The following is a 16,583-nucleotide window of genomic DNA, read 5'->3' as shown; positions in this document are numbered from 1 at the left end:
TTAGTCTGTGCTTTTTTTTTTGAATTTGATAGCTTTGAGTTTGATAGCGCGGATTTGTAATCCGTGCTTCGTTTTTTGAATGATTATCTATAAAAATTTCTTTTTGGCTTCATCACTTACAGGCGTGAAAAAATTAATAAGATTTCCATCCGGATCACGAAACAATAAAGAACGATTTCCCCAAGGCATTGTTGTGGGTTCCTGAACAATTTCATGGGTTAATTCTTTAATTCTTCTGTAATCATCATCTACATTCTCAACAAAAAATTCAATGATGATACTTTTATTGGTTGAAGGTTCAGCAATTCCTTCCCCGAAAAAAGCAAGTGTTTTTGTACTTCCGATAGCCAATGTGAAAGATTTTGATTGAAGTTCTGCAAAATCTTCAGTAAACCATTTGGCTGTAATCTGCGTTGCGGCTTCAAAGAACTGAACCAATCGCTTAATATCTGCAGTAATAATTCTTATGGATACTAAATTTGTACTACTCATTTTTATTATTTTTAAATTAATACAGCTCAAATTTAAGATGAGGTTGTGACAACAGTCTGTCAGTGCGAATTTTAAAATAATTAATTATTAAAAAAAATCTCATCTTGAAGTTTTATTAAATTACTTGAGTTCGGGATAAAGCTACAAAATACAAAGCTAAACATAAAGTTAAAATAGAACCCGAAACCGCAGGATACTCAACATGAAGATTACCATTAATTTAGCTTCAAATCAATATTATGAGCACGCCTAAAAACTTCACCCGAAAAGAATTTCTTCAAACTTCAGCTTTGGGAATGATGGCGGTGGTTTTGGGTTCGTCGTTTACAACATCACTTGATTTTGCAGAGAAACCCTACTTTAAACTAAAACCAATCGGACGTTCTTTAGAGCTCGAAGGTTATTACATTTGGTGCTCTTCTCCGATTTGGGGTGAAGACGGGAAAGTCCATCTTTTTTATTCCCGCTGGAAAAAAGAAAAAGGAATGGGAGGCTGGCTCAATGGTTCTGAAATCTGTCGTGCCGAAGCCAATTCACCATTTGATAAATTTGAACATAAGGAAATTATTCTTGCTCCGAGAGGTGAAGGTTTCTGGGATGCAACAACCTGTCATAATCCATTGATTAAAAAAGTAGATGATCAGTATTTTCTTTTTTTTATGGGAAATTCCAACGGAAAAACAAATACAAAAAGAATAGGGCTGGCTGTTTCAAAAAGTCTTGAAGGACCATGGGAAAGACCCGATGAACCATTGCTTCTTCCCGGAAAAGAAGGTTCGTGGGATGATCATTGCACCACAAATCCAGCTTTTGTAAAAGGAAATGACGGAAAATACTGGCTGTTTTACAAATCGTGGAATACCAAAGAATATGAAACGCAGAAAGGTGCAGTACGAGGAAATCGTAAATATGGTTTAGCAAAAGCTTTGAAACCCGAAGGTCCTTATCTAAAAGTTTCAGAAAATCCCGTGATCGATTTTTCAAGCATGCCGAATAATGCACAACTGGAAGACGCTTTCGTCTGGAAACAAAATGGTAAATTCCACATGATCGCACGGGATATGGGATTTTTCAACCATGAATATGGTTTGCATTTAACGACGAAAGATGGTATAAAATGGACTAAGCCTGAAGTTGCTTATTTAGATTTAAAACAATATGTCACCGAACCGGAACCGCCAAAACATCTGAAGCGTTTCGGAAGACTAGAACGACCGATGATTTTGTTTGATAAAGACGGAAAAACACCAAAATATTTATTCGGAGCAACACAGGGTGGAACATTCGGAACTTCTACGACTTTTGTATTTGAGATATTAAAACGTTAGTTTTTATATTCATATAGATTATTGTTAGACCATCATCAAATTTTTGTTGATGGTTTTTTATTTAAATAATATTTAAATATTTCATACAGCAAACTCAGATTTATTTTGATATTTTTGAGCTTTAATATGTATTTGAAGCATGAATTTTGAAGATTTTATTATTTCGCCGAGAAATTTCAAAACCGAAAACTGGCAGATCGGAAGTAAAATTACCAAGGAGATAAAAGAAGACAGCATTGTTTTACTGTTTGTTTCCGATTATAGAGGAGCTAATGGTGACGCAGAAGTTCAGGATTTTACGGCTGTAAGAAAAGAGTTTTATAAATTGTCACAGTTAGATTTTGAAATTCCGATTGTTGATCTGGGAGATTTGGTTTCCGGGAAATCGGTTCAGGATTCGCACTATATTTTGCAGGAAGTTTTATCGGCTTGTCACTATAAACGAGCAATTCCTGTCATTATCGGTGGTTCTAATGATTTTGCATTTTCTCTTTTTTCTGCTCTGAATTTTCATCAGAAAAACATCAATTATACACAGATCAGCAATATCATTTCGCTGAAACAGGGTGAAGAAATCAATGAGCATACTTTTTTAAGCAAAATATTCGGCTCAAAAACGTTTTCTATTAAAAATTACCATCATTTAGGATACCAGAAGCATCTTAACGAAAATGATTCTGTAAAGCTTATTAAAGAAGTTGAGTTTGATATTGTGCGTCTTGCAGAAATGATGAATTCTACCGAGAAAACTGAGCCATTCTTCAGAAAAGCCGATTTGGTAACGGTAAATTGTGATGCGATTGAAAATTTTAGTGACGCATTTTCAATGAATCCGCAGGTGAATGGTCTGAACAGAAGAGAGATTTGTGCTTATATGAAAGAAATCGGTTTAAGTGAAAACTTAAAATCGGTAGGAATTTTTAATTATAATATTTATACCGAAAATCAGCTTAATCATCAGCTTCTGGCACAAATGATCTGGTATCTGATTGAAGGGATCAACATTCAACAGTCTCATCCGAAAGAGAGAAAATACGAGATGTTCTATGTTTTGATTGAAGACAGACAATATGCTTTTAAACGCGATACTTTCAGCAATCTTTGGTATTTCGGGGATGATGATAATATAGAAAACTGCATTCCGTGTTCAAGAAAAGATTTTGATGAAGCCAAAAAAGGCTGGCTGAGTCCGAGATTTACAAAAAGCTAACCAATGAAGAACGTTCCCTCAAAAGTTTCTGTCATTGTTCCGGTTTACAATGTTGAAAATTATTTATCGAAATGTCTCGATTCTTTGCTGGCGCAAACTTGGCAGAATATCGAAATTGTAGTCATTGATGACGGAAGTACTGATCGGTCGGCTGAAATTATTCAGAAATATTCTGAGAAATACTCTGACAAAATTAAAGCTTTTACGAAAGAAAATGGTGGTTTAAGCGATGCCCGGAATTACGGAATAGACAGGGCAACAGGTGATTTTCTGGGTTTTGTAGACAGTGACGACTATGTTTCGGAGACCATGTTTGAAGAAATGCTTGATCTTGCCGGGAAGCATCATGCTGAAATGGTGATCTGCAACATTCAGAAAGTTGATGAACATGGAAGTGTAACGCAGAAACTTACGCAAATTCCCAATATGCCTGAAAAAATTGAGTTAAATAATAATTTTTCTGTTTTTTCAGATTTAAGTTATTTTGCCTGTAATAAATTGTTCAGAAAAGAACTTTTTGCCCATAAAAGATTCAAAAAAGGAGTTCATTTTGAAGATATTCAGCTTATTCCGCAGCTTTTACTGGAGTGTAAAACTTTAGCACACACCCAGAATTTTCATTATCAATATCTCGAAAGGACAGATTCTATTTCAAAAACCCACAATGAAAGAGGTTTAGATATTTTAAAGGCAGTAGAGGATGTAGAAGAAGTTTTTCAGTCTTCTCTTTATTCTTCGGAGAAAAAAGAGCTTTTGGGTTTTCAGATTTTACAGGGAGTATACAGTTATCTGGCTTATCTTGCTTTCGTTAAAAATGAAAATCTTTTTTACAGAATGTCTGATGACCTCGATAAATTTATGAGAAAAAGAGGTGTTAAAATTAAAGATATATTGACTTACAATCGTTTTGGTAAGAATTATATTCTATCTTTGCCACTGAAAAAAATGATATTTTATCTGCTTTTCTTTGCCGGACAAAAAAAGCTGATAAGAAAATTGATGTAAAAACACATAAAATTTCGGTATTTTAAAATAAAACTTTTGAAGTGTCGATCTTTTTTAGCTTTGCTTCTCACCTCATAGAATGCAAAGGACGATAAAAGAAAAGGATGAAAAATTTTGAATTGTTCTTAAATGAAACAGGGATTTCTATTTTTTACATAAAAGTGGGCTTGGGTTTCCTGTCCTCTTTTCTGATAACTTTTTTCTCTATTCCCACGATCATTAAAATCTCGAAACGTAAAAACCTGATGGATGAACCGGGTGTGCGAAGTTCACATCTCAGGAAAATCCCTAATCTTGGTGGTATTGCCATATTTTATTCTATAGGAATTTGTACTTCTATATTTGCGTATGAGATTTTTGATCTTTATAAATTCTTATTTGCCTCTCTCATTATTCTTCTGTATATAGGCATTATGGATGATATTGTGGTCATGAGAGCTTACAAGAAACTTGTTGCACAGGTGGTTGTTTCTATATTGATCGTTATTGGTTCTGATGTAAGAATAAGAAACTTGTTTGGCATTTTCGGTGTTTATGAAATTCATTATTGGATAAGTGTCGTCGTTACTGTTATTACTTTCATTATTCTTATCAATGCCTTTAATCTTATTGATGGTATTGATGGTCTTGCAGGCGGTTATTCTTTAATCTGCAGTGCTCTTTTCGGGATCAGCTATTATCGTTTAGGTGAATATAATTATCCTTTAGTAATCTTATCTGTGGTACTGATAGGTTCTGTACTTGCATTTTTGTATTACAATATGTCGCATTATCGTGCCACAAAAATTTTTATGGGAGATACAGGTTCTATGTTGTTGGGATTCTTGCTGGCATTTACATGCATTTGCTTTATTGATATTTTTATCGATAAAAAGTTGTTTTCCGTACCTAGGTATCATCTGGAATCTGCACCGGTAATTGCTGTTGCGATTCTTATACTTCCGATTGTAGATACTCTAAATGTTATCATTGTAAGGCTTTGGAATAAAAAGTCACCATTCGAAGCCGACAAAAACCATATCCATCATAAACTTTTGAAACTCGATCTTACTCATAGAAGATCAAGCTTTTATATCATAAGCTACTATCTCGCTATTGTGGCAGTTACTTACTGTTTAAGACATACTAATGTTAATCTGCTTCTTTTTATAGTATTATTCTTAGGTTTTTTAGGAGCATATATTCCGGATTTTATTTTTATGCTGAAGAATAATAAACTTAAAACTAATAATTAAATTTCTATTTTTGCAAACTACAATTATCACGATGAAAATATTTAAGTACCTGTTTTTTTTACTAGTTCCTTTTTTGCTTACATCTTGTATTACTACAAAAGATGTGAAATACATGCAGCCGAGCGAGAGCTTGGTCATCAATGAAGAGGGTCTGATTCCTTACAATGTACCGGTTTACAGAATTACAAAAAATGATATGTTAAACCTTAATATCGTCACAACTCCAAAAGGTGATGCAGCACAATTTTATTCGGCACTCAATACTTCTGGTGGTATGAATGCCAGTGGAGCGCTAAATCCGATGACAAGTAGTGGTACTGTAGGTAATGGTGCTACCGGAGGAAACAGACTTTTTTACTTTAACGGATTAAGAGTGGATGCTAAAGGCGATATTCATGTACTGGGAATTGGCTACATTAAGGCCGAAGGGAGAACAATTGAAGAAGTAAGCACCGAGATACAGGACAAAGTAAACGAAAACTTTCAGGAAGGAAAAGCTGAAGTAAGACTAAATACAGACGGAATCACTTATTATATTCTGGGAGATATTGAAAGTACTGGTCTTACCGGTGAAAAAGTAGCTCACAAAAATATTTTGACGCTTACAGAAGCAATCTCCATAAATGGAGGTTTAAACAGAACTATAGATCGAAAGAACATTGTAGTATACAGAAAGCTTCCCGAGGGTATCAAAAAAGCTCAGATCGATCTTACCAGAGAAGATGTGATGAATTCACCTTATTTTTATGTACAAAATGGTGACGAAATCTTCCTTACTACACAGAGAAGAGCACTCAACGGATTCGGAAAAGATCCTGTGCAGACGCTTATCAGTGGAGTTTCTGTAATTACAACGGCATTATCAATTTATCTACTTATTAAAAATCTTTAATTATGATTCCAGGAAAAGAGACTTTAGTAGGTAAAAGTGAGCCACAGAAAGAAAAATATGGGTCGTTTGCTTTGTTTGATATTGAACATTTTCTACGAAAACTTTTAAAATATTGGTATTGGTTCGTATTGATGCTGTCTATTGGCTATGTGACTTCATGGTTTTATGGCAAATATTATGCGCAAAATATTTATTCTTCTAATCTTTCATTAAGTATTTCATCAGGTACTTCAAGTTATTTTACACCCAATCAGTCGATTAACTTCATTTGGGGGCAAAGTGGTAATCAGGATGGAATTTACCTTAAAAAAATGCTCTTATCAAGATCACATAATGAATTTTTGGTAAATGAGCTTAATCTTTTTGTTGATTATAAGACAAAAGGTGCCATTAAATCTACTTATTTAGATAAAGATGATTCACCTGTATTTTTCGAAATTGATAAGAAACATTTACAGCAGGTAAATTATCCTATCACTCTTACGCCAAAAGGAGATAATTCGTACGAAGTCAGTTTTCCTGATGAGGGACATTCGACAAATCTTTATTCTTATGATTTTGAAGGCTTTCAGAATGTGGAAGCATATAAAAAACCAGCTAATAAAGTTATTAAAATTAATGAGTGGTACACCTCTCCCAACCTAAGATTTAGATTGGTTCCCAATCCTGTATCACCTTCAATAAAACTGGAAAATATTGTTATCAACCTTTCTACGATAAACAATGCCGTTAATGGGATAGTGTCTACCATTGGAGTTGATTTTGATAAAGAAATCAATACCATAATGATTATTTCAAAATCAGGGTACAGTTTGAACGGTACAGTAAGTTTCCTTAATAAATCTGTTGATGAACTAAAGAAAAAAAGATTTGCGGATAAAAATACGATTGATAAAAATACACAAGATTACTTAAAAAGAAATTTAGCTGATATCAGAAAAAAATTAGATTCAAGTGCTGCTTATCTAAATTATCTTAAAGTCTCAGAAAAACTGTATGATATAACAAACAGAGACGAAAAATCTTTACAAAAAATAAAAGATTTAGAGACCAAAAAAGCTGATATTCTCAGTAAAATGAACTCTCTAAGCACAATCAAAACTAGTGTAGAATCACAGAATTTCGACAAAATGATAAGCCCTTCTGCGGCAGGATTCGATGATGGGCTTTTTACCGCTTCAGTTTCAGAGTTAAAGGCTCTTTATCTTAAGAAAAGAGAATTGTCATCTATTTATACTCCTAATTCAGAACCAATAAAAGAGATCAATAGATTAATTAACGAAGCCAAAACAAACTCATCTGGTTCTTTAAGAAATGTTTACACAGTTTACACAACAGAATTAAATAGAATAGATCAACAGATTGCCGAAGCAAGTTCAGATCTGACTTCTTTCCCTGATAAACAGAGAAAATACCTTGATGCAGAAAGAGGATACAATATTATTGAGGCGACTTACAATAGTTTACTTGGTAGACAAAATGAAAGTCAGATGAGATTGGCTACCAACCAGTCAGATATCAGTGTTATTGACCCTGCAAAAAATCTCGGACAAGGGCCGATAGGACCCAATGTTAAAGGTACTAAAATGGTAATTATCGGAGGTTTTCTAGCCATACCATTTATCTTAATTCTTTTGAGTAGTTTATTTGATAGTAAAATACGAAATATCAAAGAATTGATAAGCGCTACAAGAATACCATTATTGGGAGTTATCGGAAATAATAATGCCGAAAACATGCTTACTGTTTTAGACTCTCCAAAATCGTCTGTGTCAGAGGCCTTTAGAGGTATTAGGGCTAATATCAGATTCTTGTCTGGTGAAGATGAGAAAAGTAAGGTAATCTTAATTACATCGTCTGTTGGAGGTGAAGGGAAGACCTATATATCAATAAATCTGGCATCGGTTTTAGGTTTAAGTGATAAAAAAACGATATTACTGGGAATGGATTTGAGGAAGCCAAAAATTTTCGGCGACTTCAATATTGATAATAAGCTTGGGATTTCAAACCACCTTACCGGGGAAGCAACTATTGACCAAATTATCAATAAAACAAAAATTCCGAATCTTGATGTAGCGACCTCAGGACCAATACCTCCAAACCCATCAGAGCTTTTAATGAGTGATAGAAACATTAAGTTTATAGAAGAACTGAAAAAAATGTACGATTTCATCATCATCGACTCTCCACCGGTAGGTTTGGTTGCAGATTCTTATGAGCTGATGAAACATTCTGACGCTAATCTCTATGTAGTGCGACATGAATATACAGAAAAGTATATGCTGAAGATGATCACAGAGAAATATCATAATGATGAAATCAAGCACTTGGGACTGGTGTATAATGATTATGTATCAAAACAGGGTTATGGCTATGGTTACGGCTATGGCTACGGTTATGGCTATGGTTACGGCTACTTTGATGAGGATAAAAACTACAAAGAACCTCTGTTGATTAAAATAAGGAATAAAGTAAGAGCAATTTTTAACAGATAGATACAAAACATGCCCTCAGTAATTGGGGGTTTGTTATTTATAAAATCCGCTTCAAACTATTAAAAAAAGAATAAATTTGTTACTTTGCCGTTTACTTTATAACAAATTATATTTTTTTGTTTATTTTTAACTAAACATTAAGATTATCATTAATATAAAAATGTTTTATATTTGCAAAAATTAATTTTTAAAATAACCATAAATCCATATTCTTTTATGAATAAAAAATTATTGTTTAGCTTCCTTACCCTCTTAGGAACTGTGGTAAGTATAAAAGCGCAAAGAAATGAGGTGGGAATTCGCTTGGGAATGAGTAATCTTGTTGGTGATATAGGAAAAACCAATTATATTCTACAGCAGCCTTTGGATTTGGACAGAGCTTCAGAATGGGGCTTTCCTTTTTATGGTGGAATTTTATATAGATTTAATTTTAACCCGCACCAGACAATCCGATTAGATTTAGGGTACAATCAGGTGCAGTTTAGCGATAAAGCAGCGAAAGAAGAATACAGAAGAAACAGAAATTCGTTTGGTAAGAATAATATTTATGAAGCAAGTTTGGTTTTTGAATATAATTTCTTCCCGGTAAACAATGAACAGCTAAGTATGGTAAGCCCGTATATCTTTGGGGGTATCGGAGGAATAATGTTTGATGCTCCAAAGGCTACTCTTACTCATGACTTCAGAAGAAATGCTGATGGTGTGGCGCAGGCTCCGATCAGTGAAACGGATTTTGTTACCACTACTCAATATACAATGGGTACCAAAACAGTTGCACAAATACCTTTTGGTGTTGGTTTGAAATATAAATTCAATCATGGGTGGGCAATCTTTGCTGAAGCAACATTCAGATATACACTGACGGATCAGTTGGATCATAGTAAGATTCTTGCCAAAGATGTTGTATCCAATTATAATTCAGATATATTAAGTCCTGCAACAGGAGGATCTCTACTGCAATCAGGCAATTATTATATAGTGTCAAAGGAAAGAGAAACTGCTTACATAAATAATAGAGCAGTAGGTGATACAGATTCCAGAGACTGGATGAATACTTTCAGTTTAGGATTAACCTACTCTTTCGGAAGACCTCCTTGTTATTGTGATTAAGAAAATATGTCGTTGATAAAAGAACAAATAAATTCTGAGAATTTACCGCAGCATGTCGCTATCATTATGGATGGCAATGGGAGATGGGCAAAATCAAGAGGTGAGAAAAGAACCTTTGGTCATAAAAATGCTATTAATGCCGTGAGAAACGCTATTAATGCCTGTAATGAGATCAATATACCTTATCTTACACTATATACATTTTCCTCAGAAAACTGGAAACGACCTACTGATGAAGTAAATACCCTGATGACTTTGCTTAGTGAAACCCTTTTGCTGGAAGCCAATGAGATTTTCAGTAAAGGTTTAAGAATGCATGTGATCGGGAACTTAGATAAATTACCATCTTTGGTAAAAGATCAGCTCCTGAGAGTAGTTGATCTCACAAAAGAAAACACAAAAGGAAATTTGGTTCTGGCCATTAGCTATGGTTCCCAGAATGAGATACTGAATGCTGTAAAGAACATCAGCAATGATGTGAAAGAAGGCAAAGTAAATGTAGAGAATATTGATGAAAAATTATTTGAAAACTATCTTTATACTAAAGATTTTCCGCCTGTTGATCTTCTGATCAGAACGAGCGGCGAAATAAGAATCAGCAATTTTTTACTCTGGCAGATTGCTTACGCAGAGCTTCAGTTTTTAGATATTCTGTGGCCGGACTTTACAAAAGATACTTTTTTCCAGTGTATTGTAGATTATCAAAACAAGGAAAGAAGATACGGTCTTACAGGTGACCAAATTCAAATCCAGTAAATTTTAAGAAAAGAAAGATTACGATAAAATGAAGTTTAGATTATTACCCATCATTATGTTTGCGGCTTCTGCACATTTTTATGGACAGGTAACTCCTCAGGACAGCACAAAGGTTGATACCTCTGTTCTTGCAGAAAATCAAACAGGATCTTACACATTGAAAGATATTGTTGTAGATGGGGTAAAAAAATACACACCGGCTCAGATCTTCAGGTTTACAGGCTTGTCGAAAGGTGAAATTGTAGATATTCCCGGGCAAAAGGTTAGTAATGCAATCAAGAAGCTTTGGGATTCACAGTCTTTCTCTGAAGTTGAAGTTTATGTAGAAAGTGTTGAAGGGCAAACCGTTGTTCTTAGATTTTATCTTCAGGATCTTAAAGATCTAGGGGAGGTAAAATTTACAGGCAAAGGTATCGGTAAGTCTAAAAACGAAAAACTAGCAAAGGATAATAATTTAAAGCCTGGAACGAAGATCACTCAGAATCTTGTTTCAAGTCTTAAAACAAATATTCCTAAAGATTACATTAAAAAAGGTTTTGCTGATGCAAAAATTACCATCCAGGATAAAGTGAACGCAAGTGATCCTAATCTTGTAGACTGGACGATTAATGTTGATAAAGGAAAAAGAGTGAAAATCAGCCACATCGAGTTCGAAGGAAATGATAGTGTAACTGATAGCAAACTTAGAAAAAAAGCCTTCAAAGAAACCAAACAAAAAAGATTTGGTATCGGAGGTATCCTAAAATCTTCAAAATTTGTTGAAGAAAAATATCAGGAAGATAAAAGAAATCTTGTAAGCTATTACAACTCTTTAGGATACAGGGATGCAACGATTGTGTCTGATTCTGTATGGAGAAATAATAAAAACAACTACGAAATCAACGTTAAGCTTAAAGAAGGTAAAAAATATTACATCGGTGATATTTCATTTACCGGAAATACAGTTTATCCTACAGAATATCTTCAGAGACTTTTAGGGTATAAGAAAGGAGATATTTACGATGCAGTTGGTTTCAACAAAAAAGTAGGTGAAGACGGAGGAAAAGAAGATGATTCCGATATCAAATCGTTGTATATGAACAATGGTTACCTTTTCTCAAATGTTACTCCTGTAGAGAAATCTGTGAATGGTGATGCCATCAATCTTGAAATCAGAATCAACGAAGGTGAACAGGCTACATGGAACAAAGTAACCTGGAAAGGAAATACAACGACTCATGACCACGTAATCCTGAGAGCGTTGAGAACCAAACCGGGAGAATTATTTAAGAAAACTGAAATTAAAAGAACATATTTCGATTTAGCTTCAATGTCTTTCTTCGATCCTCAACAGATCGGCCAAGATATTCAGCCTAATCAGCAGGATAATACCGTAGATATTGGCTGGACATTGGTAGAAAAAGGTTCTTCACAGGTTCAGTTACAGGCAGGTTACGGTGGTAACAGCTTTATCGGAACTTTAGGGCTTACTTTCAACAACTTCTCTTTGAAAAACTTCCTGAAGTTTAAAGACTTCAGACCTGTACCTCAAGGAGATGGGCAGACATTGTCTATTCAGGCACAAGCCGGACAATACTTCCAGAACTATGGAGTTTCGTTTACAGAACCTTGGTTGTTCGGAACCAAACCAACGGCACTTTCTGTAAGTTTAAATAACTCAAGAGTAAATTATAGCCAGGTTTCAGGTCCGGATCAGCGACTGAATATTTTCTCGGCAACAGCTGGTTTAAACAGATTGCTAAAATGGCCGGATGATTATTTCTCGTTATACACAGGAATTCAGTATCAGAAATATAACTTCAGCAACTATCCGTTTGAATTCGGAAATACAACCGAATATTATGGTAATGCAAACAACTTAAGTTTAAATATAGGATTAAGCAGAAACTCTGCGGGTATCGATCCGATTTTCCCTACAGTGGGGTCAAACATCGAGCTTTCGGGTAAATTTACTCCGCCATATTCATTGTTCAGCAACAAAGATTACTCGACGATGAGTCCTACTGATAAGTATAGATGGATGGAGTTCTATAAAATTAAGTTTAAAGCAGATGTTTATAATGAAGTTATCGGAAAACTTGTTTTAAGATCTTCTGCCGAAATGGGCTTTATGGATGGTTACAACAAAGAACTTGGTGCTCCGCCGTTTGAAAGATTCTATGTTGGGGGAACCGGTCTTTTCGGAGGTAGATTTGATGGTAGAGAACTTATTCCTTTGAGAGGTTATGAAAATGCTTCCACTTACGGAGGACAGGCTGAAGATATTACTCAAAGAGGAGGAGGTACTATTTATAACAGATTTACGTTAGAGTTAAGATATCCGATCTCATTGAATCAGACCGCAAAAATTTATGCACTTACATTTGCCGAAGGAGGTAACGTTTGGAACTCTTGGAGCAACTACAATCCTTTCCAGCTAAAAAGATCAGTTGGTGTCGGGGTAAGAGTTTATATGGGAGCGTTTGGTCTGATTGGGTTCGACTTTGCTTATGGATTTGATAAAACGATCGATGGTAATGTTTCCGGAAGCAAGACTCACTTCTTGATGAACCAATCTTTATAAATGATATGAAAAATTTTAAAACACTTTTCACTTTTGCGGTTGTCTTACTTTTTAGTTTGACTAATGCTCAGAAAATCGGGGTTATAGATACTCAGTATATCTTAGACAAAATGCCCGAATATAAAGAAGCAGAAGCAAGATTAAATTCTCAGATCGATACTTGGGAACAAGATCTTCAGAGATTACAGTCTGAATACGAGCAAAAAAAATCAGCATTCGAAAACGAAAGGGTTTTGCTTATCGGTGATCAGCTTAAGCTTAGAGAAAAGGAAGTTTTAGATTTAGAAAAAAATATCAAAACAACGACCAGTTTAAGGTTTGGTAAAACAGGAGAAATCAATCAGCTGAGAGCAAATCTTGTAGAGCCGTTTGAAGATCAGATCTGGGCTGCAATGCGCACCGTTATAGAAAAAAATGGTTTAGGCATTGTACTTGATAAGACCAAAGACAACGTTGTTTTTTATCAGCCAAGATATGATTACACAGACAAAGTTTTAGACGTTCTGATGAAAGGTTCTGGCGATAAAGGAGACAAAAAAGAAAAGAAAACCAATAAAAAATAGTAAAAGTTTTTTCAATACTTAACTTTTACCTAAATTTAAAATCTAAAAACAAATTAATTATTTATTACCCGTTATGAAAAAATTAAGTGTATTATTTGCAGCAGTAGTGATGGTAGCGTCTGTAGGTATGGCAAAAGCTCAAAAAATTGCTACTATGGATGTTGCAGGTATTCTTAATGCAATGCCAGAAAAAAAGAAAGCAGATACAGAAATTACAACTTTTGTGAATGGAAAGCAAGCTGAAATAAAGAAAAAAGCTGACGCAGCACAAGCAAAGTATGAAGGCTATACTAAAGAAGCGCAAACTAAAACTGAAGCTGAAAACAAAGCAAGAATGGAAGAAATGCAGAAACTTCAGCAAGAGCTAGCTCAGATGGAAGACAAAATGAGAAAAGACGCTACTGCTAAGCAAGATGCTTTGTTCGAGCCTATCGAGAAAAAATTGATGGAAGCTGTAACGAAGGTTGCTAAAGCAAATGGTTATGAGTACGTAATGGACGTAAACTCTACTGGTCTTGTTTACAAAGGAGGTCCGGATGCTACTGCAGCTGTGAAAAAAGAATTAGCTCTTCCTTAATTGAAGATATTAACAAACATTTATAAAAACCACCACTACTTTTAGAGGTGGTTTTTTTATTTTTGCGCTATGGAAAAAGAAGTATCAACAACGGTAAAAGTTAGGTTCAGTGATTGCGACCCGATCGGGCATTTGAATAATGTAAAATATTTAGATTATATGTTCAATGCAAGAGAAGATCATGTAGAAACATTTTACGGTTTTACTTACGAAGAATATACTAAAAAAACAGGCTGCACCTGGATCGCAATTCAGAATGAGATCGCTTATCTGAAAGAAGTAAGATATAATAATCAGGTGGTGATCAGCAGCAAAACAATCGAAGTAGCAGACAGAACGGCAAAAGTGGAGATTCTTATGAAAAGTCTTGACGAAAAAACTGTTCATGCAGTACTTTGGGTTACGGTGATCTATTTTAATGTTAAAACAAGAAGATCAGAAATTCATCCTGAAGACATTAAAGAAACATTCGGTAAGTTCTATGTAGATTTAGAACAGAAAGATTTCCAGTCGAGAGTAAAGTTTCTGAGATCACAAAACGCAAAAAATTCATAATTTAACCAAATGAAAAAAATACTAGTAATAGGAGGTAATGGACAGTTGGGAAACTGCATCAGAAAAATTGCATCGGATTTCGAAAATCAATATGAGTTTACTTTTACAGATTCACAAACTTTAGATATTACAAACCGCGATCAGATCAATGATTTCTTTTACGATCTGAAGCCCGATTTTTGCATCAATGCATCAGCTTACACTGCAGTAGATCTTGCAGAAAAGGAAGAAGAAAAAGCTTTTGCCGTAAATGCAGAAGGCGTTGGTAATTTGGCTGAGGCCTGTGCAGATTACAAAACAGTTTTAATACATGTTTCTACCGACTACGTTTTCGATGGAGAGACCAACTTAGATTATTCCGAAGATGATTTTACAAATCCTATCGGAGTTTATGGTAAATCTAAACTGACAGGTGAAGAGCTGGCTTTAGAAAACAACCCTAAAACAATTATTCTGAGAACATCATGGCTCTATTCTGAGTTTAATAAAAATTTTGTGAAAACAATGCTGAACTTATTTTCACAAAAAGACGAACTCGGAATCGTAGCAGATCAATTTGGTCAACCTACAAATGCTAACGATCTTGCAGAAGCAATTATGACGATTATCGAAAAGCCGAACAAAATTTTTGGTGTTTTTCATTTCTCAAACTATCCGGAAACTACCTGGTTTGAATTTGCCAAAAAAATCGCTGAATTTTCAAAATCATCAGTGAAATTAAATGCGTTGACTACAGATCAGTACCCAACTCCCGCAAAAAGACCAAAAAGAAGCACAATGTCTTTAGATAAAATTGAAAAAATCTACAATATCGAACCAAAACATTGGGAAAACAGTTTGGAAGATTGCGTTAATATACTTTCACAATAAAATGAATATCAAAACTTTTACAGTCTGTATTTTTATGTTCGCTGCCGTAATGATCAGCGCACAGAATATTTTCCTTACCAAAGTTGAAAAAACAAAAGAAAATAAAGACAAATATCTTATAAAAATAGATCCGAAGAATTCTTCTGCAGAATATTTAGGAGAAATAGATGTACAGGGTTTTTCGAATGATGATATGGATGTTTTTTACAGAATCTACAATAAAGCTAAAGAAATTGGTGCAAATGCTTTTGCGTTCCAGCCTTTTGAAACGGTAGATGAAAAAAATCAGCCATTCAATCCGTCAAACTATAAGATGAAACTTTATTATATTTCAAAAGAAGAATATTCAAAACCTTCCGACGAAATATATTTGTTCTCGTCTTCTGCAAAATCTCAGACAATAAGTATTAATAAAAAAGATTATGTACTTCCGTCACGATCGTTTACTGTCCTGAAAACTATTCCGGGTGAAATTTATACCATATCTACAAAGAAATTGTTAGGTTCCACCATCAAAGTTTCGGGTAAACCAGAATCTACAGCACAATATTATCAGGTTTCGTCTGTGAAAGTGCGCTCCAATACTTTTGGCGAGCCGGGTATCAATCTTAAATCTGGAGACATCATCGGACTCGACAGATCTTTTGGCGATTTTCTCAGAATGATCTACATCGAAAACAAATAATTTATCCCCTTTATATTTCATACCTCAGACTTATCTGGGGTATTTTTCTTAGGAGCTTTTTCCCGCTCTCCTCTATATCTTTTGCTCTTCGTTGCTCATCACAAAAGGATGTCGTTACGATGGTAAGTTTGCATTAAGTGAAATTGATTAATAACTTAGTTAAAAAAATTAACCAAAAGAGTAAAAGCAGCAGGATAAAGGCAGACGCTTCATTGATACTTCGATATCGCCCCCGATTTTATTCCCC

At 34.6% G+C, this 16,583-nt stretch carries 15 protein-coding genes; 14 read left to right on the top strand and 1 reads right to left on the bottom strand.

Features of this window, described 5'->3' with window-relative positions; all coding sequences use genetic code 11:
- Window positions 1-87: 87 nt before the first annotated feature.
- The gene (locus BA768_RS06635) at window positions 88-492 is read right to left on the bottom strand and encodes a VOC family protein (protein ID WP_065720177.1); all 405 of its coding nucleotides are present in this window, start codon (window positions 490-492) and stop codon (window positions 88-90) included.
- A 239-nt stretch (window positions 493-731) separates the two neighbouring features.
- On the opposite strand from BA768_RS06635, the gene BA768_RS06630 reads away from it, so the two are divergent.
- The 14 genes from BA768_RS06630 to BA768_RS06565 all read left to right on the top strand — a co-directional run bounded on the left by BA768_RS06630 (window position 732) and on the right by BA768_RS06565 (window position 16,336).
- Entirely contained in the window at window positions 732-1,820 is a 1,089-nt protein-coding gene (locus BA768_RS06630) for a glycoside hydrolase family protein (RefSeq protein WP_065720176.1), read from the top strand.
- Between the two features lie 139 nt (window positions 1,821-1,959).
- Window positions 1,960-3,030, top strand: coding sequence for a formimidoylglutamase (locus BA768_RS06625; RefSeq protein WP_065720175.1), 1,071 nt, complete (start codon window positions 1,960-1,962; stop codon window positions 3,028-3,030).
- Window positions 3,031-3,033: 3 nt separating this feature from the next.
- Window positions 3,034-4,035 carry a glycosyltransferase gene (locus tag BA768_RS06620; RefSeq protein ID WP_065720174.1) on the top strand — a complete coding sequence of 334 codons (1,002 nt, stop codon included), beginning with the start codon at window positions 3,034-3,036 and terminating at the stop codon, window positions 4,033-4,035.
- A gap of 104 nt (window positions 4,036-4,139) precedes the next feature.
- Window positions 4,140-5,270 carry a glycosyltransferase family 4 protein gene (locus tag BA768_RS06615; protein ID WP_034672538.1) on the top strand — a complete coding sequence of 377 codons (1,131 nt, stop codon included), beginning with the start codon at window positions 4,140-4,142 and terminating at the stop codon, window positions 5,268-5,270.
- A gap of 31 nt (window positions 5,271-5,301) precedes the next feature.
- Window positions 5,302-6,162, top strand: coding sequence for a polysaccharide biosynthesis/export family protein (locus BA768_RS06610; protein WP_065720173.1), 861 nt, complete (start codon window positions 5,302-5,304; stop codon window positions 6,160-6,162).
- Between the two features lie 2 nt (window positions 6,163-6,164).
- Window positions 6,165-8,657: an exopolysaccharide transport family protein gene (locus BA768_RS06605; RefSeq protein WP_065720172.1), complete on the top strand. Its 2,493-nt coding sequence runs from the start codon at window positions 6,165-6,167 to the stop codon at window positions 8,655-8,657.
- Window positions 8,658-8,873: 216 nt separating this feature from the next.
- Window positions 8,874-9,767 carry a DUF6089 family protein gene (locus tag BA768_RS06600; RefSeq protein ID WP_065720171.1) on the top strand — a complete coding sequence of 298 codons (894 nt, stop codon included), beginning with the start codon at window positions 8,874-8,876 and terminating at the stop codon, window positions 9,765-9,767.
- Window positions 9,768-9,773: 6 nt separating this feature from the next.
- Complete coding sequence (locus BA768_RS06595) at window positions 9,774-10,523, top strand: isoprenyl transferase (protein WP_065720170.1); 750 nt, start codon at window positions 9,774-9,776, stop codon at window positions 10,521-10,523.
- A gap of 28 nt (window positions 10,524-10,551) precedes the next feature.
- Entirely contained in the window at window positions 10,552-13,086 is a 2,535-nt protein-coding gene (gene bamA / locus BA768_RS06590) for an outer membrane protein assembly factor BamA (RefSeq protein WP_034672524.1), read from the top strand.
- A gap of 5 nt (window positions 13,087-13,091) precedes the next feature.
- Window positions 13,092-13,649, top strand: coding sequence for an OmpH family outer membrane protein (locus BA768_RS06585; RefSeq protein ID WP_065720169.1), 558 nt, complete (start codon window positions 13,092-13,094; stop codon window positions 13,647-13,649).
- A gap of 73 nt (window positions 13,650-13,722) precedes the next feature.
- On the top strand, window positions 13,723-14,226 hold the full coding sequence (locus BA768_RS06580) for an OmpH family outer membrane protein (RefSeq protein ID WP_034672519.1): 504 nt from the start codon (window positions 13,723-13,725) through the stop codon (window positions 14,224-14,226).
- A gap of 69 nt (window positions 14,227-14,295) precedes the next feature.
- Window positions 14,296-14,781 (top strand): acyl-CoA thioesterase, encoded by a 486-nt coding sequence (locus BA768_RS06575; RefSeq protein ID WP_034672517.1) that lies wholly within the window; start codon window positions 14,296-14,298, stop codon window positions 14,779-14,781.
- Window positions 14,782-14,790: 9 nt separating this feature from the next.
- Window positions 14,791-15,651 (top strand): dTDP-4-dehydrorhamnose reductase, encoded by an 861-nt coding sequence (gene rfbD, locus BA768_RS06570; protein ID WP_034672516.1) that lies wholly within the window; start codon window positions 14,791-14,793, stop codon window positions 15,649-15,651.
- Window position 15,652: 1 nt separating this feature from the next.
- Window positions 15,653-16,336: a hypothetical protein gene (locus BA768_RS06565; RefSeq protein ID WP_083206595.1), complete on the top strand. Its 684-nt coding sequence runs from the start codon at window positions 15,653-15,655 to the stop codon at window positions 16,334-16,336.
- The last annotated feature ends 247 nt before the right edge of the window (window positions 16,337-16,583 follow it).

This window comes from Chryseobacterium sp. CBo1 (assembly GCF_001693475.1).
Taxonomy (GTDB): domain Bacteria; phylum Bacteroidota; class Bacteroidia; order Flavobacteriales; family Weeksellaceae; genus Chryseobacterium; species Chryseobacterium formosense.
Note: the sequence above shows the minus strand (reverse complement) of the source record. Positions and strands in the feature narration are given on the sequence as shown.